General features: G+C 72.1%; 17 protein-coding genes. 8 read left to right on the top strand and 9 right to left on the bottom strand.

Going from position 1 to position 18,344, the window contains the following annotated elements:
• Positions 1-7: 7 nt before the first annotated feature.
• Genes ACGG9C_RS01740 through ACGG9C_RS01720 form a run of 5 tightly spaced genes read right to left on the bottom strand, consistent with a single transcriptional unit; the run spans position 8 to position 6,131 of the window.
• Positions 8-517, bottom strand: a complete 510-nt coding sequence (locus ACGG9C_RS01740; protein WP_390178146.1) for a nitroreductase family deazaflavin-dependent oxidoreductase — start codon at positions 515-517, stop codon at positions 8-10.
• The gene (gene ligD / locus ACGG9C_RS01735) at positions 514-1,539 is read right to left on the bottom strand and encodes a non-homologous end-joining DNA ligase (RefSeq protein WP_390178145.1); all 1,026 of its coding nucleotides are present in this window, start codon (positions 1,537-1,539) and stop codon (positions 514-516) included. The genes ACGG9C_RS01740 and ligD overlap by 4 nt, the downstream gene beginning before the upstream one ends.
• 57 nt (positions 1,540-1,596) lie before the next feature.
• Positions 1,597-2,694: an SseB family protein gene (locus ACGG9C_RS01730; RefSeq protein WP_194383630.1), complete on the bottom strand. Its 1,098-nt coding sequence runs from the start codon at positions 2,692-2,694 to the stop codon at positions 1,597-1,599.
• A 53-nt stretch (positions 2,695-2,747) separates the two neighbouring features.
• Positions 2,748-5,216, bottom strand: coding sequence for an ATP-dependent helicase (locus ACGG9C_RS01725; RefSeq protein ID WP_390178144.1), 2,469 nt, complete (start codon positions 5,214-5,216; stop codon positions 2,748-2,750).
• 36 nt (positions 5,217-5,252) lie between these two features.
• On the bottom strand, positions 5,253-6,131 hold the full coding sequence (locus ACGG9C_RS01720) for a CHAD domain-containing protein (RefSeq protein WP_194383632.1): 879 nt from the start codon (positions 6,129-6,131) through the stop codon (positions 5,253-5,255).
• 84 nt (positions 6,132-6,215) lie between these two features.
• Here ACGG9C_RS01720 and ACGG9C_RS01715 point away from each other — a divergent pair, with 84 nt between their 5' ends.
• Entirely contained in the window at positions 6,216-6,623 is a 408-nt protein-coding gene (locus ACGG9C_RS01715; RefSeq protein WP_071044594.1) for a YccF domain-containing protein, read from the top strand.
• Between the two features lie 10 nt (positions 6,624-6,633).
• On the opposite strand, the gene ACGG9C_RS01710 is transcribed toward ACGG9C_RS01715, so the two are convergent.
• Positions 6,634-7,380 carry a hypothetical protein gene (locus tag ACGG9C_RS01710; RefSeq protein ID WP_390178143.1) on the bottom strand — a complete coding sequence of 249 codons (747 nt, stop codon included), beginning with the start codon at positions 7,378-7,380 and terminating at the stop codon, positions 6,634-6,636.
• A 100-nt stretch (positions 7,381-7,480) separates the two neighbouring features.
• On the opposite strand from ACGG9C_RS01710, the gene ACGG9C_RS01705 reads away from it, so the two are divergent.
• From ACGG9C_RS01705 to ACGG9C_RS01680, 6 genes are read left to right on the top strand one after another with little or no spacing between them, the layout of a single operon-like run.
• Positions 7,481-8,242 (top strand): CDP-alcohol phosphatidyltransferase family protein, encoded by a 762-nt coding sequence (locus tag ACGG9C_RS01705; protein ID WP_194383634.1) that lies wholly within the window; start codon positions 7,481-7,483, stop codon positions 8,240-8,242.
• Complete coding sequence (locus ACGG9C_RS01700; RefSeq protein WP_286795546.1) at positions 8,239-9,306, top strand: lysylphosphatidylglycerol synthase transmembrane domain-containing protein; 1,068 nt, start codon at positions 8,239-8,241, stop codon at positions 9,304-9,306. The genes ACGG9C_RS01705 and ACGG9C_RS01700 overlap by 4 nt, the downstream gene beginning before the upstream one ends.
• Positions 9,303-10,319: an ABC transporter substrate-binding protein gene (locus ACGG9C_RS01695; RefSeq protein ID WP_071044590.1), complete on the top strand. Its 1,017-nt coding sequence runs from the start codon at positions 9,303-9,305 to the stop codon at positions 10,317-10,319. Before ACGG9C_RS01700 ends, ACGG9C_RS01695 begins: the two co-directional genes overlap by 4 nt.
• Positions 10,309-11,109, top strand: coding sequence for an ABC transporter ATP-binding protein (locus ACGG9C_RS01690; protein WP_194383636.1), 801 nt, complete (start codon positions 10,309-10,311; stop codon positions 11,107-11,109). The genes ACGG9C_RS01695 and ACGG9C_RS01690 overlap by 11 nt, the downstream gene beginning before the upstream one ends.
• Positions 11,106-12,704 (top strand): ABC transporter permease, encoded by a 1,599-nt coding sequence (locus tag ACGG9C_RS01685; RefSeq protein ID WP_228480800.1) that lies wholly within the window; start codon positions 11,106-11,108, stop codon positions 12,702-12,704. The genes ACGG9C_RS01690 and ACGG9C_RS01685 overlap by 4 nt, the downstream gene beginning before the upstream one ends.
• The gene (locus tag ACGG9C_RS01680; RefSeq protein ID WP_228480801.1) at positions 12,701-13,747 is read left to right on the top strand and encodes a glycosyltransferase family 4 protein; all 1,047 of its coding nucleotides are present in this window, start codon (positions 12,701-12,703) and stop codon (positions 13,745-13,747) included. The genes ACGG9C_RS01685 and ACGG9C_RS01680 overlap by 4 nt, the downstream gene beginning before the upstream one ends.
• 183 nt (positions 13,748-13,930) lie before the next feature.
• Here the strand turns inward: ACGG9C_RS01680 and ACGG9C_RS01675 are convergent, their stop codons facing one another.
• The 3 genes from ACGG9C_RS01675 to ACGG9C_RS01665 form a co-directional block, all read right to left on the bottom strand.
• Positions 13,931-15,031, bottom strand: a complete 1,101-nt coding sequence (locus ACGG9C_RS01675; RefSeq protein WP_390178142.1) for an ABC transporter permease — start codon at positions 15,029-15,031, stop codon at positions 13,931-13,933.
• Complete coding sequence (locus tag ACGG9C_RS01670; RefSeq protein ID WP_390178141.1) at positions 15,028-16,032, bottom strand: ABC transporter ATP-binding protein; 1,005 nt, start codon at positions 16,030-16,032, stop codon at positions 15,028-15,030. Before ACGG9C_RS01670 ends, ACGG9C_RS01675 begins: the two co-directional genes overlap by 4 nt.
• Positions 16,033-16,152: 120 nt before the next feature.
• Complete coding sequence (locus ACGG9C_RS01665; protein WP_390178140.1) at positions 16,153-17,169, bottom strand: glycerophosphodiester phosphodiesterase family protein; 1,017 nt, start codon at positions 17,167-17,169, stop codon at positions 16,153-16,155.
• Between the two features lie 166 nt (positions 17,170-17,335).
• On the opposite strand from ACGG9C_RS01665, the gene ACGG9C_RS01660 reads away from it, so the two are divergent.
• On the top strand, positions 17,336-18,247 hold the full coding sequence (locus tag ACGG9C_RS01660) for a Bax inhibitor-1/YccA family protein (protein ID WP_286718702.1): 912 nt from the start codon (positions 17,336-17,338) through the stop codon (positions 18,245-18,247).
• Positions 18,248-18,344 lie beyond the last annotated feature (97 nt).

The following is an 18,344-nucleotide window of genomic DNA, read 5'->3' as shown; positions in this document are numbered from 1 at the left end:
GGGCGGCTCAGGCCTTCCGCTCAGGCGGCGTGAATTCGATCACCGGGATCGCCGCCTCACCCCCGGCCAGGTCGTCCATCGCCCGTTCGAGGTGCCGCCATGCCGAGGGATGCTCCCGCGCGTAGCGCGCGAGGACCGCGGCGGATTCAGCGGGTGCAAGGATGCGTGCATGCGCGGGAACCCGCCGCGCGGTCCCGGTGGAGAGGAAGGCGACGCCGTTCGCGGAGATGTTGCGGTACCACTGTGAGGCGGTGCCGAATCCGGAGGCGACGCGCAGGAGGTTGCGCTCGCGGGAGACGACCTCGACGACGACGTAGCGCGGCCGCCCGCTCGTGCGACCGAGGTGCTCGATCATCACGAATCGTTGTCCGAGCATCCATCCGAACCCGCGGCGGAACATCGGGATCGGCAGACGCATGAGCCAGCGGGTGCGGAGCAGGCGCGCGATCAGGCGGTCCGTCACCGGGGAGAGGCGCGCTTGCTCCGCCTCACGAGCGGATGCGCGTGGACGGCTCATCCGTCCTTCTTCGCTCGGCTGGGCTGTACGCGCGACGGCTCCCCCGGCATCTTCGGGAAGTCCGGCGGAAAGGGCAGCTCGCCGAGCCCGGCCTCGAGGTCGCGCTCCCACCAGGCCAGGAGGGTATCGATCCGGCCCGGTCGTGCGGCGAAGTCCGCCCACGGGTCGCCGTGCCGTTCGAGGCGCTCCGGGGTGCTGCGCACGGTGAACGCGGACGGGTCGACCCCCGCCTCGAGCTCGTCCCAGCTGAGCGGGGTGGAGACGGTTGCGGCCGGCAGCGCGCGGGGACTGTAGGCCCCGGCCATCGTACGGTCGCGGTTGGCCTGATTGAAGTCCACGAACACGCGATCGCCGCGCTCCTCCTTCCACCAGGCCGTGGTGACCTTCTCCGGCAGGCGACGTTCCAGTTCGCGCGCGAGCGCGATGACGGCGTGGCGCACATCCAGGAACTCGTGCGTCGGCTCGATCGGGCAGAACACGTGCAGACCCCGGTTGCCGCTGGTCTTCACCCACGGCTGGAGCCCCGCCTCGCGCAGCACCCCGCGCAGCTCGGGCGCGACCGCCGCGGCGTCGTCGAAATCGGTCGCGCCGTGGGGGTCGAGGTCGATGCGCAGCTCGACCGGACGGTCGGTGTCGGCCGTGCGCGAGGCCCACGGGTGAAAGACGACGGTGTTCATCTGAGCCGCCCACACGACGGCCGCGGGCTCGGTGAGGACGAGCTGCGGATGACGGCGCCCGCTGTTGTAGGTGACCGTCACGGTCTCGACGAAGTCGGGGGCGCCCTTGGGCGGATTCTTCGAGTAGAACCGTTCCCCGTCGACGCCGTCGGGGAACCGCTCCAGCGACACCGGGCGATCGCCGTTCGCGGCGAGGAACGGGTCGGCGACGGCGATGAAGTACTCAGCGAGCTCCCGCTTGGTGATCCCCGCCTCCGGCCACAGCACGCGGCTCGGGCTGGAGAGCCCGACCTCGCGGTCGCCGTGCGGTCCCGGGACGGTCAGCGTGATGCGCTCGGACGCCATACCCACGACCCTAGGCCCCACCCCGCGTCGCCGAAACCACCTCTCGAGCGGTGGGTCTCAGGCGAGGGCGATCACCGGTGCGAGCTGATCGCGCGTGAGGCGGATCCACGGCCCGCCCGGGTCGATGACGACGCCGCCGATCTCGGGATCGGCCTTGAGGGCTCCGGCCAGCTGCGCCGCCGTCACCGGAGCGGGCTGGTCGCTGCGCTTCATCGCGGCCACTTCGAGGGGATGCGTGAACACCTCGAGGTAGCGGGTGCCGTCGTCGGCGCGGCCCTGCGCGATGCCCATCTTCTCGCCGTCCGGCGCCTTGCCGACGGCGACCCACAGGCGCGCTTCGGGGATCGCCGCGACCACCGCCTCCGGCGTCGCATCCGTACGCGGTGTCGACAGCAGCGTCTTGACGGTGAGCTTCTCGTCGGCCTGGTCGAGCATCTTCTCGATCAGCTCGCGTGGCACCACGGCGCGCGCCGGAGCGGAGGCCGGATCGATGATGAGGCCGGCGTACGCACCGCCGAGAACGTACTTCAGCACGGCGGTGACGGGCTGTCCGACCGCCGAGGTCTGCGCGTCGTTGTCGGCCGCGAGACTCTTCTGCAGCGCCGCCCCGCTGCTGTAGGCGAGCACGAACTGCTTCTCGCCGATCTTGGTGACGGCCAGCGGCAGGCTCTTCCCCTCCGACAGCAGCGTGCGCGCGTCGCCCTTCACGCGCAGGAACAGATGCCCCTGCAGCAGCTGGCGGGCGACCTCGAGGAGGCCGTCGGCGGGCGCGGTGTCGGCGAGCTTCGCGATGGCCTCGCGCACGGGCACGTTGTCCCGCACGCCCGGGATCGATTCGGCCCGCACCGGACCGGACGGCGCTGCGGTCGACGGGGCCGGCTTCGCGTTCGCGGGCGCGGCGTCCTCGCTCGGCGTCGACGGCCTCGCGGCAGCGGAGGGACCGCCCCCGAGTCCGCGGAAGGACGACATCGAGATGTTGACCGATGCTGCGGCCTCCTGCGCTGCCGCATCCGCGGCGGCGTCATCCGTCTGCGCACCGCTCGTGACGTCGGTGTCGGTGGTCGGGGCGTCCGTCGGCTCCGCGGGCTCGGCTGCTCCCTCACGGGAACGCTCGGGCTGGGAGTCTTCGCGCTTGCGGCGGGAGAAGAAAGCCATCGCTTCGAGACTAACCCGTCCCTGCCGCGGAGCCACCCCGGCGGCGGCGACCCTCAGCCGATCTTCTCGATCGGCGCGATCTTCACGAGAAGCTTCTTCGGGCCGGCCGTGTCGAAGCGCACGTGCGCCACACGTTTGGCGCCCTCCCCCGTGACGGTGTCGATGCGCCCTTCGCCGAAGTCGTCGTGCCGGATGCGGTCGCCGGGCGCGAGCACCATGTCGCCGTTGTCGCGCACCTTCGCCGGGATGCGGTTGGTGAATTTGTCGAGGGAGGGTTTCGGCTCCCGGCGCCCGAGCGGCACGAGATCGTCGCCGTACCGGCCGCCGCCGCCTCGCGCCGATCCGCCCCGCGCGTTGAGCGCACGCGAGCGGGTCCCCCCGCGCGAGTTGACGTCGCCGGGCGACTGGCGCCAGTGCAGCAGCTCGGCCGGGATCTCCTGCAGGAAACGGCTCGGCATCGCCACCGTCACCTCGCCGAACTGCGCGCGGGTCATCGCGAGCGACAGGTGGAGGCGCTTGCGGGCACGGGTGATGCCGACGTAGAACAGGCGCCGCTCCTCCTGCGGGCCGCCCGGTTCGCCCGCCGAGATGCGGTGCGGGATGAGGTCTTCCTCGACGCCGGTGACGAAGACCGCGTCGTACTCGAGACCCTTCGCGGTGTGGAGCGTCATGAGCGAGACGGAGCCGGATGCGTCGTCGAGGTCGTCGGCGTCGGCGACGAGGGCGACCTCGGCGAGGAAGTCGATGACCGTGCCGTCGGGGTTGTTGCGGGCGAACTCGCGCGCGACCGCGACGAGCTCGTCGAGGTTCTCCAACCGCGCTTCGTCCTGCGGATCGCGGCTCGCGCGCAGCGCATCCGAGTATCCGCTCTTGTTCAGCAGCAGCTGCAGGCCCTCGGCGACCGCGGTCGGCGGGGCGAGCTCGCCCGACGGCGGCAGCATGAGTTCGGACGCCTCCGCGATCACCGCGTCGAGCTGCAGGATGGCCGCCTGGATCTTCGGGCCGACCCCCAGTGCTGAGGCGTTGGCCAGCGCGTCGCGGAACGTGATGCGCTCGTCGGCGGCGTACCGGGCGATCGCGGTCTCGGTGACGTCGCCGATGCCGCGGCGGGGCTTGTTGAGGATGCGGCGCACCGCCATCTCGTCGGCGGGGTTGGCGACGGCGATGAGGTACGCCAGGGCGTCCTTGATCTCGGCGCGCTCGTAGAACTTGGTGCCGCCCATGATCTTGTAGGGCAGCGCGGAGCGGATGAAGATCTCCTCCAGCGCGCGTGACTGACTGTTGGTGCGGTAGAAGACCGCGATCTGGGAGTAGTCCACGCCGTCGCGGTGGAGCCGCTCGATCTCATCGGCGACGAACTGCGCCTCGTCGTGCTGCGAGTAGCCGTCGAAGCCGACGATCTGCTCCCCCGCGCCGACGTCGGTCCACAGCTTCTTGTCCTTGCGGTCGAAGTTGTTGCCGATGACGGCGTTCGCGGCCGAGAGGATGTTCTGCGTCGACCGGTAGTTCTGCTCCAGCAGCACGACCTTGGCACCGGGGAAGTCGCGCTCGAATTCGCTGATGTTGCGGATGTCGGCGCCCCGGAACGCGTAGATCGACTGATCGGAGTCGCCCACGACCGTCAGCGACGCCGCGTCTGCTTCGTCCGGCTCGGCATCCCAGATCATCATGCCTGCGCCGCCGCCGACAGGTTCGCTGTCGACGCCCGGCGGACGGGTGAGTTCGTGGATGAGCGCGTACTGGGCGTGGTTGGTGTCCTGATACTCGTCCACGAGGATGTGGCGGAATCGACGCCGATAGGTGTCTGCGACCGTCGGGAAAGCCCGGAAGAGGTAGACCGTCTGCGCGATGAGGTCGTCGAAATCGAAGGCGTTGGCCCGCTGCAGCGAGCGCTGATAGTCGCCGAACACCTCGACGAACACCCGTTCGGCCGGGTCGCTCATGTTCGCCTGACGCGCATACGACTCCGCGTCGGCGAGCTCGTTCTTGAGCTTGGAGATCTTCGACTGCACCGCGGCGGGGGTGAGACCGAAGGCATCCGCCTCGTGCTCCTTCACGAGGCGCTTGATGAGCGCGCGCGAGTCGCCCGAGTCGTAGATGGTGAACGACCGCGTGAAACCGAACTGCTCGGCCTCGCGGCGCAGGATGCGCACGCAGGCCGAGTGGAAGGTGGAGATCCACATGCCGCGGGCGCGATCGCCGATGAGCTGTTCCACGCGTTCGCGCATCTCGCCGGCGGCCTTGTTGGTGAAGGTGATCGCCAGGATCTGGCTGGGCCACGCATCGCGCGTGCGGAGCAGGCTCGCGATGCGATGGGTGAGCACGCGCGTCTTGCCGGAGCCGGCCCCGGCCACGATCAGCAGCGCCTTGCCGCGGTAGGTCACGGCGTCGCGCTGGGGCGGGTTGAGACCCTCGACGAGGTCGGCGTCGACGCGGGAATCCCCGGAGCGGGGGCCGGCGTCGGCGCCGACGATGAGCGGGACGGATGCCGCGTCGGAGGCGGCCGCGAAGGCGTCGGTCATTGCCCCACCAGTCTAGAACGACCCGCCGACACTGCCTCAGTCGAGGGCGAGACGGGCCTCGCGGATCCGCGCCAGCGGCTTCTTCACGCCCGGCGGCTTCTCTCCCGTCCCGCCGCGCACCGTACGCACGATGTCGCCGTAGACGTCGGCGGGTTCACCCGCACGCCCGGCGAGCACGCCTTCGCGCTCGACGAAGGCGAGGAAGGCGACGGCGTCGCGATGGCCGCCGAGGCGGTCGTGGATGGCGTCGCCCGCGTCCGCGAGCGTCGCGACCTGCTCCGGGTGCACCTCGGGCGCGGCGGAGGCGATCGCCTCGGAGACATAGCGCAGACGCCGCGCCGCCTTGCGCAGCGCGTGGAGCGGCGCATTCGTGCCGTCGAGCAGCTTCGCGGCCCGGAGCACGCGTCGCGCTTCGTGCCGCAGCACCGTCGAGACGAGATCGTCGGCGGGCGCCTGCGGGTCGTCGACGCGGAGCTCGAGGACGAATCCGCGCAGCAGCCGGTCCCTCTCGCGCGCACGCCGAAGGTCGATCAGTTCCCCGAGGCGCGCGTGCGCACGCGCGTACTCGGCGCGCGGTCGGTCGACGAGACGCTCGAAGGCGGCGCCGTCCGCGATGCCGCGTGAAGCGAGCTCGGCTTCCCCCGCGTCGGCGAGGACCTCGAGGTCGCGCGCGACACCGAGCTGCCGACCCCACTCGGCGTAGAGCACGCGCAGCCGCTCGACGGCGGGCTCGTCGAGCACGTCGCGGAACCCGGCGAGCACGCTGCGCAGGCGGCGAACGCGCGTGCGGTGCTGGTGCAGGCCGTCCGGCACGTCTTCGAGCATCCCGGCGCGGGTCTGGTCGAGGTCGTCCGCGGCACTGCGGACGATGCGCACGACGAGGTCGCCGGCTGACGCCGGACTCTGGCTGGTCATGGCCCTCACTCTAGAGCGGCAAGGAGCGCGCCCGGCCGCTCCGCCCCCAGAGGACTCCCGGCCGGCTGCGCCATGATGAGAGGCATGCGCCTGGTCCTCAACATCATCTGGCTCGTGCTGTCGGGCTTCTGGATGTTCCTCGCCTACCTGCTCGCCGGTGTGCTGCTGTGCATCCCCATCATCACGATCCCGTGGGCGATCGCATCCTTCCGTGTCGGCCTGTACGCCCTGTGGCCGTTCGGCCGCACGATCGTCGACAAGCCGGGAGCCGGCGTGGGGTCGTTCCTCGGCAACGTCATCTGGGTGATCTTCGCCGGAATCTGGCTCGCGATCGGCCACATCGTCACGGGAGTCGCGATGTGCCTGACCATCATCGGCATCCCGCTCGGCATCGCGAGCTTCAAGCTCGTGCCGATCTCGCTCATGCCGCTGGGCAAGGACATCGTCGACGTGGACGCCGCCCGCGGCGCCGTGCCCATCGTGCGCGCCTGAGCGCGGCCGTTCAGCCCACGGCGGCGGCCCGCGCCGGTCGCCGCAGCTGGGTCACCAGCGCCCACCCGGCGGCGACGAACACCCACACGAACAGGGCGAACACGAGCGCGACGTAAACGGTGCGCGTCACGGCGTTGGCCCAGACGGTGTCCCAGAACCCCCCGGGACCGGCGACCGACATCGCCCCGAGCATGATCGTGCACCGGCCCACCAGCGCTCCTCCGGCAGCGGCGAAGACCGGCCACGGCGACCGCCTGCCCGCCAGCAGCCGCAGCACGATCGCGACGACGCCCCAACCGAGCAAGGTGATGACGAGTTCGGTGAGGGCGAGGAAGGAGGCCTGCACCACGCTCGTGCCCACGAGCAGCGCGGCCGGAACGCCGAACGTGAGTCGCCGGTCCAGCGGCAGCATGCCGAGCGTCGACTCGCGCGCCCGCCACGGCCGCGTCGACGACAGCCACGTCGACCGCGCCGCGGCCGCACCGGGCCGGCGCACCAGACGCGTGCGCGCGGCGAGCATGCCGGTGACGAGCCACAGGGCCGCCAGCACCAGCAGCACCCGCGCCACCCACGCCATCGCGGTGTCGCGCTCGGCGCGTTCGGCGTCGGTGACGGGAGCGAAGGAGGCCTGTTCGAGGGCGCCCGCCCACCGACGCAGCTCTTCCTCGGGCAGAACGAGGGCGAAGGTCGCTCCGACCGCCAGGAGGATCACGAAGGTGGCGATGGCGAGGATTCCTCGCCGTGCCGCCGTCGTCATGTGATCACGTTAGTCGATGCCGATGCCGCGTCTTTACCACAGCCGACCCGACCGGGTCAGGTGCTGGGCGCGGCGGGCACCGCGTTGCTAGCGTGCCGACATGACCGTGGCAGAGCGGCTCTCCCCGTCGGCGTCCCCGCGCGCCGCCGCGCGCCTGCCTCCGCTGCGACGATTCATCTCACTGTCGGCGGTGTGCGTCGCCGGTACCGTCGCGATCATCGCGTCGCTGCGTCTTCCGGCGCCCGCGGCGGGCGGCGCCGTCGCCCTCCTGGTCGCGGCTCTCGTGGTGTCGATCGCGGGCTTCCGGGCCCACCACGGTCACGGCCGGGTCGGCGCCGCCAACGCGGTGACCCTCGTGCGTCTCGGGGTCGTCGCGGTGCTCGCCGGCATCCTCTTCGCCGGGGCGACGCAGCCGGTGGCGGTCCTCGCCCTCGGCACGATCGCGCTGTGCCTGGACGGCGTCGACGGATACCTCGCGCGGCGTCAGCGCCTCACCTCTCGCTTCGGTGCGGCGTTCGACATGGAGGTCGACTCGGCGTTCGCGCTCGTCCTGGCTCTGCTGGCGGCCGCCGGACCGGCCGGAGCGTGGGCGGTGCTCCTGGGCGTGCCGCGCTACGCGTTCGGAGCCGCGGCACTGGCCGCCCCCTGGCTGAAGGGGCCGCTGGCCGACCGCGCGAGCCGCAAGGTGGTGTGCGTGCTGCAGCTCGTGGCCCTGCTCGTGCTGCAGGTGCCGTTCCTCCCTGCGCCCGTCGCACTGGCCATGGTCGGGGTGACAGCCGGGCTGCTGCTGTGGTCGTTCGGCAGCGACGTCGTGGCCCTGCGCCGCGCGCGCGTGCCACGGTCGAAAGCTCGTCGGGCGTGACCGACTCGGGGCGGCCCGCCCGTCGGCGCACGCGGTGGATCCGCACCGCGCAGGCCGTCGTCACCGTCGTCCTCCTGGTCCTGCTGTGGCGCGTCGTCGGCGGCCCCGACGTCGCCGACCTGCTGGCCACCGCGCACATCGGATGGCTCGCCCTGGCCGTCGCGCTCCTGATCGCCCACACGATCTTCGCGGCGTGGCGCTGGAAGGTGACCGCAGCGCCCTTGGGCCTGCACCTGTCGGCACGCACGGCTGTCGAGGAGTACTTCCTCGCGCAGCTGATCAATTCCGCCCTCCCCGGCGGCGTGCTCGGAGACGTCGGCCGCGCCGCACGGTCGCGTCACCGGGCGACCCTGCGCGTGGCCGCCGGCGCTGTCGCGGTCGAACGCGGGATCGGGCAGGCGGCACTGGCCGTGGTCCTCGTCGTCGGGGTGGTCGTCACGGCCGCCCTCCCCGGCGGCTTCACCCTCCCGCGGCCGTGGCTGGCCGGCGTCTCGATCGGGATCGCCGGGGCGGTGCTCGTGCTCGTCGCCCTGATCATGACGACACGGGTGCTCGCCCGCCGACACGTCGCGTGGGCCGCCCGAGTCGCGGACGGCATGCACCGCAGCACCACCGGACCGGGCGTGCGGAGCGCTCAGGCCGCCCTGAGCATGGTGGCCGTCGCGTGCCTGCTCGCGGCCTTCTGGTGCTGCACTGCCGCCGTCGGGGCCGCGCTCCCCGTCGGCGCGGTCGCGACACTCGTGCCGCTCGTGCTGCTGTCGATGCTGCTGCCGGTCTCCATCGGAGGCTGGGGGGTGCGCGAGACCGCGGCGGTGGCGCTCCTCCCGGTGGCCGGGATCACGGGCGCGCAGGCCCTCGCCTCGAGCATCGCCTTCGGCGTGGTCGCGCTCGTCGCCACGCTTCCGGGCCTCGCCGCCCTGTGGACGGCTCGGCACGCCGCCGAACCGACGGCATCGGGCCCCGCTTGCGCACCCGAACCGCCGGCGTCGGGCCGCGCCACCGCATCCGCACCCATCCCACGCCCGAACGCACCGCACACCACGCTCTCGGAGGAGCATCCATGAACGATCGACTGATCCTCTCCCGCCGCACCCTCCTCGGGGCCGGGCTCGTCGGCGCCATCGGCATCGTCGGCGCGGCATGCAGCATGCCCGGCACCGGCGGCTCGCCGTCGGCGACGCGCGCGGCGAGCCTGCAGCTGTCGTGGCTGCACTCGGTGCAGTTCGGCGGCAGCTACATCGCGCTCGATCGCGGGTGGTGGCAGGAGTCCGGTCTCGAGGTCGACCTGCTGCAGGGTGGACCGAACGCGCCGGTGGAGCCGCCGGTCGTGGCGGGTACCGCGCTGGTGGGGGTCTCCGCCGCGGACTACACCGCCGCGGCCGTCGCCGAGGGCGCCCCGTTCCGCATCATCGGGGTCGCGATGCAGAAGAACCCCTTCGTGATCGCCTCGCTGCCGGACCGGCCGGTGAACGAGCCGGCCGACATGGCGGGCATGCGCATCGGCATGGCCACCGCCAACACGCCGGTGCTCGAGACGCTGTGCACCCTCAACGACGTCGACATCGAGGCGATCGAGATCGTGCCGACCCAGTACTCCGCTCAACCGCTCCTCGCCGGCGAGGTCGACTGCCTGCTGTGCTGGGAGACCGACCTGCCGGTCGCCATGGCCGTGCAGGGCGTCGACAGCGTCACGATGCTGATGGCCGACTACGGCTACGCCCTGCACTCGCAGACCTACATCGCCACCGAGGACTCCCTCGCCAACCGGCGCGACGACCTCGTGGCCCTCATGAGCGGTGAAGTGCGCGGATGGGAGGCTTACCGCGAAGACACCGACGCCGCCGCCCAGCTCGCCGTGGACATGTTCCCCGACGCGGGGCTCGACCTCGAGACGCAGCGGCTTCAGGCCGAGCGACAGGTGCCGCTGATGTTCTCGGGGACCACCGACGCGAACGGCTTCGGCTGGTGGTCCGACGAGTCCGTCGCGCAGAACATCGAGACCCTTGCCCTCCTCGGGCAGGACGTCGACGCGTCGCTGTGGGACCGATCCGTCCTGGAGCAGGTGCATGGCGCCTGAGACCGCTCCCGGCCCGCGGGTCGAGGTGCGAGGCGCCTCGAAGACGTACCCCGACGGCACCGAGGCGCTCGCACCGCTCGACCTGGTGCTGGAGTCCGGTCGCACGACCGCCCTGGTCGGACCATCCGGATGCGGCAAGTCGACGCTGTTGCGCATGATCGCGGGCCTCGAAACGGCGACCACGGGCGAGGTGCGCATCGACGGCGACCACCCGGCGAGCGTTGCCGCCCGCGGCGAACTGGCCGTGGCGTTCCAGGATCCGTCGCTGCTTCCGTGGCGCACCGTGCGTCGCAACGTCGCCCTCGCCCGCACGCTCGCCGGACGCCGGGCCGATGGAGCCGCGGTCGACGCGATGATCTCCCGGGTCGGACTCGACGGGTTCGAAGACACCCGCCCGGCGTCGCTGTCGGGCGGGATGCGACAGCGCGCCGCGATCGCGCGCGCCCTCGTCGCCGAACCGCGCCTGCTTCTGCTGGACGAGCCGTTCGGCGCGGTCGACGAGATCACCCGCGGCGACCTCGTGTCCGAGCTGCCGCCGCTGTGGCGACGCCGCGGCACGACGACGCTGCTCGTGACGCACTCACTGCGCGAGGCGGTGCGGATCGCCGATCGCGTCGTGGTGCTGAGCCCCCGTCCGGCGCGCATCGTGGCGGACATCCCGGTGCCGCTGCCGCACCCGCGCACCGACGCGATGGCGCACGATCCCGCCTTCGAACGGCTGGTCGACACCGTGGCCGATGCCCTCGCGCGATCGCGCCGGCCCGCACCGGAAGCCGGCGCGCGGCCGTGACCGTGCCGGCAGTCGGCACCCCTGCCCCGACGCGGTACGGCGCGCGTCGAGGCGTCGGGATCGCCGTCGTGCTCGTCGCGGTGCTGCTGGTGTGGGAGGCGTCGGCGCGTGCGCTGAGCGGTGCATACGTGCTGGCGGCGCCGAGCGAGATCGCCGTCACGATGTGGACCGACGCCGACCTGTTGTGGCGCGCGCTGCTCACCACCGGGCGGGCGGCTCTGATCGGATTCGTCCTCGGAAACCTCGCCGCCGTGCTGCTCGCGACGCTGGCGGTGCTCGCACCTTTCACGGAGCGGGTGATCACGGTCGTCGCCCTCGTCGTGTTCTGCCTGCCGCTGGTCGCGACCGGCCCGGTGCTGCGCGTCGTCTTCGGCCCGGGCGACGGGCCGCAGATCGTGCTCGCCGCGCTCGCGGTGTACTACACCACGATGATCCCGCTGCTGGTGGGCGTGCGGGCGGCGCCGTCGACCTGGTTCGACCTGGTGCGCAGCTACGGTCGCGGACGCGCGGCGCAGCTGCGCTACGTGCGCGCCCGGGCCGCCGTCCCCTACCTCGTCGCGGGGCTCCAGATCGCAGCGCCCGCCGCCTTCCTGGGCGCCATGGTGGGCGAATTCACCGGAGCCGCCGGCGGAATGGGTGTGCTGACCCTCCGCGCCTCCCGTGACCTCGACATCGAGTTGACCTGGGCCCTCGCGGTGATCGCGACGGCCGTGTCCGTGATCGCCTACGCCGCGATCGGCGCGCTGGGCCGACGCGTCGACGGCGACAGGCCGCCGCTGATCCTCGCGCCGGCCCGCGCCCCCGCATCCCGTCGCCATCGCACGCGCGACGCGCTCCTGACCGCGGTCGGAGCGGCCGCCGTGCTGCTGGTGCTGTGGTGGGGCGGCATCCACGCGATCGGCCTGAGCCCGTTCCTCGCCCGTACGCCCGCCGACGTCGTCGTGATCCTGTCGGGAACGGCTGACGACGGCGAGGTCGTCGGCGCGCTGGCCGCCGCGATCGGCGAGACCGCGGCGCTCGCCGTGCCGGGGTATCTCGCGGGCCTGGCCGCCGGGGCAGGACTCGCGATCGTGCTCACCCTGGCCCCGCGCGCGGCAGCTGTGTCGATGCCGTTCGCGATCGCCCTGCGCGCCGTGCCGATCGTCACGACCGCTCCCCTGGTCGTGCTGCTGCTCGGCCGCGGTGCGGTCGGGGGCGTCGCCCTGGTGGCGGTCATGGTGTTCTTCCCCACCCTCATCGCGTGCCTCGAGGGCCTGCGTCGAGCCCCCGGCCAGGCGCTCGATGTGCTGCGGTCCTATGCCGCCCCGGCGAGGGTGCAGCTGGTGCGCGTGCGCATCCCCGCGATGCTCCCCGCGTTCTTCGCGGCGGCTCGGATGAGCGTGCCGGCGGCGGTGCTGGCGGTCACGGTGGTCGAGTGGCTCGCGCTGGGCTCCGGGGTGGGGAGCCTCATGGCCCTGGCGGCGTCGCGCTCGGGATACGACCTGCTCGCCGGCGCGGTCGTCGTCGTGACGGCGCTTTCGGCGCTCGGTTACGCCCTCGTGAGCGCCGTGGAGGCGCGCGTGCTGCGCGTGTACGCGCCGGAGCAGGCGACGTGATCGAGGCGGCCTTCGCCGTACCCGGCGACCTGGAGACGGTGACCGGCGGCTACCTCTACGAGAAGCGCCTCCTGCACGGGCTGCGCGACGCGGGAACGCCGACCGAGCTCATCCGGCTCGGCGGCTCCTTCCCCGATCCCACACCCGACGACCACGCACAGGCCGCGGCGGCACTGGCGGCGGTGCCGCCGGATCGTCCGCTGATCGTCGACGGGTTCGTCTTCGGCTCCCTCTCGCCCGAGGCTCTCGCGGCCATCGCCGCCCCGGTCGTCGGGATGGTGCACCATCCGCTCGCCCTCGAGGAGGGTCTCACCGCGGAGCGGCGCCGGTACCTCTTCGAGACCGAGCGGGCCAATCTCCGTCGCGCCGACGCCGTGCTCGTCCCCAGCCCGCACACCCGGCGCATGCTCGTGTCGGAATACGGCGCGGACCCGGAGCGGATCACGGTCGCGCGACCCGGCACCGATCGGCCGACGGGGGTACGCGCGCCGAGTGATCCGCCGCTCGTGCTGTCGGTCGGCATCCAGCACCCCCGCAAGGGACACGACGTGCTGCTGCGCGCCCTCGCACGCGTGACGGATGCGCCCTGGCGCGCCGTGATCGTCGGGTCCGCGTGGGACCCGGCCCACGCCGCCGAGTTGGCGCGTCTGCGCGGCGAACTCGGACTCGAGGGTCGTGTGCGGCTGGCCGGCGCCGTCTCGGATGCCGAGCGCGACGCCCTCGCGCGCGAGGCGGCGGTCTTCGCACTCGCGACACGGTACGAGGGCTACGGACTGGTGTTCGACGAGGCCCTCGCCCGCGGCCTGCCGATCGTGTCGTGCCGCACCGGCGCCGTGCCCGACACGGTGCCCGCCGATGCGGGACTGCTGGTTCCACCCGAGGATCCGGCCGCCTTCGCCGACGCGCTGCGCATCCTGCTCGCCGATCCGGCCCGCCGAGCGGACATGTCCGCGGCCACGGCGCGCGCGGGGCGTGCCCTGCCGTCCTGGCACGACACCGCCCTCACCGCCCAGCGCCTGCTCGCCAGCCTCACCCGCCCCTGACCCCAGCCGCCCCAGGCCCCAGCCGCCGCGGCCTCCGGCGCCTGGCCCCAGCCCCACGCATGCATGTCGGAGGCGGGCCCGAGGCCAGCAGGCAGCCGGGCCGGGCGGGGCTGGGCTGGGCGGGTGGGATGAGGCAGCCGAGGCAGGCCCGAGGCAGCCGGGCGCGGCAGCGGGCGGGCAGGATCAGGCGATGCGGGTGCCGCGCGGCAGACGGCCCGCCGGCGTGCGGGTGCGTGCCCAGGCCCACGCCAGGAGTCCGCCGGCGAGGACGATCTGCAGTCCGAGGCCGACGAACCAGCTCGGCACCGACTGGGTGACGACCTCCTCGGGGGTCTGATAGTCCTGCTCGGTCCATGACAGCGGCGCGCACTCGTCCCACTGAGTCTCCAGCTCGGGCGGTTGCTGCGCGTAGGCGATGCCCGTCTTCAGCTGCGAGAAGACGTCCTGGGGGTTGCCGTTCGCGTCGAACCGGCCGGGCGCGGCGTCGCCGAGGATGACGAACGGGTTGGGCGCGAGCATCCACCAGACCCGATCGAAGCGCGGTGTCTCGGAGGTGTATGTCTCCCACTCACCGCACTCGACGTCTTCGTCGCAGGGATACGCCGCCGTCGAGGACTGCCCCGGCGCGCACGGCGGATCGTCGTTCGGCCCCACCGACGACCAGTCGTAGGTGCGGGTCTGATGCGTCGTCTCGGTGCGGATGGTCGCCCCCGCGAGCGCGAACGCGATCAGCGTGCCGATCACGAGCGCGGCGACGACGAGGTACGCGGTCGCCACCGAGAAGAGCGGACGGGACAGGATGCCGCTCAGGGCCACCCCGATCGCGGCGAGCACGCCGATCTCGACTACGAGAACGGCCAGCGAGATCATGACGGTGATGAGGTCGACACCGCCGGCGAACGTCGCGATCACGAGGAAGGGCACGGACACCGCGACGAAGGCGAGACCGGCGATCCAGGCGGCGAGGAACTTGCCGATGACGATCTCACCCGTGGTGGCGAGGGTCACCTGCACGGGCGCGAGGGTCGCTGCCTCCCGGTCGCCGTTGATCGCATTCCCGCTGAAGGTGGGAGAGACGAGCACGACCAGCAGCAGCGTGAACGCCACGACCGTGGAGTAGATGGCGGCGCCGGGCTCCGGCACCCACTGCCACCCCAGGAACGACAGCACGCTGACGATGACCAGGAGCAGGGCGAAGACGCTCAGCAGCACGTACCACGCAACACTGCGGGTGCGCTGGGTCAGCTCGAGGCGGATGAGCGTGCCGAGCCGCTGGGCGTTCATGCGACATCTCCTTCGTCGCCGTCCGCTTCTTCGTCGCCGTCCGCGCGGTCGGGCGCGGCATCCGCATCGCGGCTCAGCTCGAGGAACGCGCGCTCGAGGTCGCCGTGCGCGGGGGCGAACTCGGCCACCGGCACCCCGGCGCCGACGATGCGGGCGAGGGCCTCGGCTGCCGCCGCCTCCCCCGCGAACGGCACCACGAGCTCTCGACGGTCGAACCCGACGGCGAACGGCTCGATGCCGAGGGCCGCGGCGACCGGCTCGATCGCCTTCTTGGGATCCCCCACGACGCGGATGCGCCAGGGCGTCGTCGCGGTCGAGCCCTCGCGCGGCGGTGCACTCACGGTGCGTCCCTCCACCAGGAACACCGCGTCGTCGGCGATCTCCTCCAGCTCGCTGAGGATGTGGCTGGAGACGAGGACCGTGCGCCCCTCCGCCGCGAACCGACGCAGCAGCACCCGCAGGTGGATCCGAGCCTGCGGGTCCAGGCCCGAGGCCGGCTCGTCCAGGAGCAGCACCGGAGGGTCGTGCACCAGGGCGCGTGCGAGGCCGAGCCGCTGCTTCTGCCCCCGCGACAGCACACGCGCCGGAGCGTCGGCGAGCGCGGCGAGGTCGACCTCGTGGATCAGGTGCTCCGCGCGGGCGGCGGCCGCATCCGCCGGCATCCCGTACAGCCGGGCGGTGACGATGAGGGTCTCCCGCGAGGTCAGGCTTCCCCACGCGCCGAGGGCGTCCGGCATCCATCCGAGCCGACCGCGAACGGCCTGCGCATCGACGGCGGGGTCGAGGCCGGCGATGCGGATGGAGCCGGCGTCGGGCGCCAAGAGCGAGGCGAGCATGAGCAGCAGCGTCGTCTTCCCCGATCCGTTCGGACCGACGAGCGCCGTCACCCGCCCCGGAGCGGCCGTGAAGCCGGCGTCGCGCACGGCTTGCACGGTGCCGAACGAGCGGCGCAGATCGGACACGACGATGCCGCCGGCATCATCCTGATGCGTTTCCCCCATGACCAGCACCCTACGCATCCGTCACCCGCCCGGTCGGAGAATCTGCCCGATGTCGGAGGATGCGGCCGGAAACCTCCGACATCGGCGCGATTCTCCGACATCGGCCGCGGGGTGGGGCGGTCAGGCGCGGAAGACCTCGACGCCGAGGTCGGGATGGTCGACGAAGACGCCGTCGACGCCGGCGTCGCGCAGCAGAGTCCACTCCGCACGCCAGTCGCCGTGCGCGGCGCGACCGCCGCCGGTACGGAACCGCCGGGTGAGAAAGACGTTCTCGGGGCGGCACGTCCACGTGAAGACCGACAGGCCCCGGGCGTGGGCGTCGACGACGACGCGGGGTCGGTTCAGCGCAGGCCCGACGGAACCGGCGGCGAGCCCGAGCGCGTTGGACGCGAGCAGCATCCGCTTGTGCACGCTGATGCCGTCGACGGCCCCGACGAGGCGATCGAGTCCCTTCGGTTCGGCGAAGGAAGCGTAGGTGGGCGCTGCCGACACGTCGCGCGCCACGAGATCGGCGGGCTTGCCGGATGCATCGAGCAGTAGCACGGATGCCGCCGCCAGTCCCCGCTCGCGGAGGTCGGTCAGCACGGTCGGCTCGAAAGACTCGACGGTGAGCGGCGGCGCCCCCTCGGTCCATCCCGCCGCGGCGAGTTCGGCGACCAGGAGGGATGCGACATCCCACCCGAGCGAGGCGAAGTACGTCGCATGCTTGATCTCGAGCACGACACCGACGCGCCCACCGCCGCGTTCGCGCACGAGATCGAGCACGTCACGCAGGCGCAGCACCGGTTCACCGTCGTCGTACCCCGCACTGTCGGGCCGGAGATCGGGGAGTCGCTCACGACAGCGGATGGTCGACAGCTCATCCCAGGTGAAGTCCTCGACGAACCATCCGGTCCACGCCACACCGTCGATCGTCTTGGTGGTTCGCCGATCGGCGAACTCGCGCCGCTGCGCCACGTCGGTGGTTCCGGAGATCTCGTTCTCGTGCCGCACGACGAGCACGCCGTCGCGCGTGACGACGACGTCGGGCTCGACCGCGTCGACACCCTGCGCGAGCGCGAGCTCGTACGACGACCGCGAGTGTTCCGGGCGATAGCCGGGCGCGCCGCGGTGGCCGATCACGAGGGGATGGGTCACGGGATCAGGCTACGCGTGCCCGGGACGCGCCCGCGGACGAGGCCCGGGAGGGGCATCCGTTCATAGTCCTCTCACAGCCGCCCTCTGCCGCGGAATAGCGCGGTTCCGTTAGTGTTGGATAACAGCACGATGCTGTGAAACCCCGCGACTTTGGAGTGTGAGAGCAGTGGCCCTCAACAACCCCGCATTCAACAACCCGGCGTTCCAGGACCCGCGAGCCGTGCAGAGCTACCCGGGAGGTGCGAACGCGGCGAACCTCGGCGGCTCGACGCAGTTCGCCACCGCGCAGCGTGCCGGCACCGACGCCGCCGCGCAGGCGAACCTCGAGGGCATGTACTCCGCCCCGTCTGCCGGTTCCACCGACACCGGCCGCATGACGATCGAAGACACGGTCGCCAAGACCATCGGCTTGTTCGCGATCCTGGTGGTCGGCGCTGTGGTCGGCTGGATCTGGACGATGTCTCCGGTCACCGCGCAGAACCCCAACCCGACCGTGCTGCCGATGATCGTCGGCGGGCTCGTCGGATTCGTGCTGTCGCTCGTGGTGATCTTCACCTCGCGCAAGAAGGTGCGGCCGGGCCTGATCTTCGCCTACGCCGCGGCCGAGGGACTGTTCGTCGGCGGCATCTCGGCCTTCTTCGAGTTCATCTGGCCCGGGATCGTCACGCAGGCGACCCTCGCCACCCTCGTCGTCGTCGGCGTCACGCTGGCCCTGTTCGCCAGCGGCAAGATCCGCGCCTCCAAGCGCGCCACCAAGATCTTCCTCATCGCGATGGTCGGCTACCTCGTCTTCTCGCTCGTCAACGTCGGCCTCATGCTGTTCGGCGTCACCGACAACGCGTTCGGCCTGCGCAGCGAGACGATCTTCGGCATCCCGCTCGGCCTCATCCTCGGTGTGCTCGTGGTGATCATGGCGGCGTACTCCCTGGTGCTCGACTTCGACCAGATCCAGCAGGGCGTGCGCAACGGCGTCCCCCGTCAGATGGGCTGGCTGGGAGGCTTCGGCATCATGGTCACCGTCGTGTGGCTGTACGTCGAGATCCTCCGCATGATCGCGATCATCCGCGGCAGCAACTGACCCGCGCACGCACACGAAGGGCCGTCCCCACCGGGGCGGCCCTTCGTCGTCCACCCCTCGGTCCTCCTCCTCCCCGCCCTCCTCCTCCTTCCCGCCC

Source organism: Microbacterium sp. MTN4-26, from assembly GCF_042846595.1.
GTDB classification, from domain to species: domain Bacteria; phylum Actinomycetota; class Actinomycetes; order Actinomycetales; family Microbacteriaceae; genus Microbacterium; species Microbacterium luteum.
The sequence above is the reverse complement of the archived record's forward strand: the minus strand, read 5'-3'. Positions and strand labels throughout refer to the sequence as shown.

Coding starts and splice junctions, on each gene's coding strand:
- ACGG9C_RS01675 (WP_390178142.1), bottom strand. CDS start 15,031: ATGAACGCCCAGCGGCTCGGCACGCTCATCCGCCTCGAGCTGACCCAG.
- ACGG9C_RS01695 (WP_071044590.1), top strand. CDS start 9,303: ATGAACGATCGACTGATCCTCTCCCGCCGCACCCTCCTCGGGGCCGGG.
- ACGG9C_RS01715 (WP_071044594.1), top strand. CDS start 6,216: ATGCGCCTGGTCCTCAACATCATCTGGCTCGTGCTGTCGGGCTTCTGG.
- ACGG9C_RS01710 (WP_390178143.1), bottom strand. CDS start 7,380: ATGACGACGGCGGCACGGCGAGGAATCCTCGCCATCGCCACCTTCGTG.
- ligD (WP_390178145.1), bottom strand. CDS start 1,539: ATGGCGTCCGAGCGCATCACGCTGACCGTCCCGGGACCGCACGGCGAC.
- ACGG9C_RS01705 (WP_194383634.1), top strand. CDS start 7,481: ATGACCGTGGCAGAGCGGCTCTCCCCGTCGGCGTCCCCGCGCGCCGCC.
- ACGG9C_RS01670 (WP_390178141.1), bottom strand. CDS start 16,032: ATGGGGGAAACGCATCAGGATGATGCCGGCGGCATCGTCGTGTCCGAT.
- ACGG9C_RS01740 (WP_390178146.1), bottom strand. CDS start 517: ATGAGCCGTCCACGCGCATCCGCTCGTGAGGCGGAGCAAGCGCGCCTC.
- ACGG9C_RS01725 (WP_390178144.1), bottom strand. CDS start 5,216: ATGACCGACGCCTTCGCGGCCGCCTCCGACGCGGCATCCGTCCCGCTC.
- ACGG9C_RS01730 (WP_194383630.1), bottom strand. CDS start 2,694: ATGGCTTTCTTCTCCCGCCGCAAGCGCGAAGACTCCCAGCCCGAGCGT.
- ACGG9C_RS01720 (WP_194383632.1), bottom strand. CDS start 6,131: ATGACCAGCCAGAGTCCGGCGTCAGCCGGCGACCTCGTCGTGCGCATC.
- ACGG9C_RS01690 (WP_194383636.1), top strand. CDS start 10,309: ATGGCGCCTGAGACCGCTCCCGGCCCGCGGGTCGAGGTGCGAGGCGCC.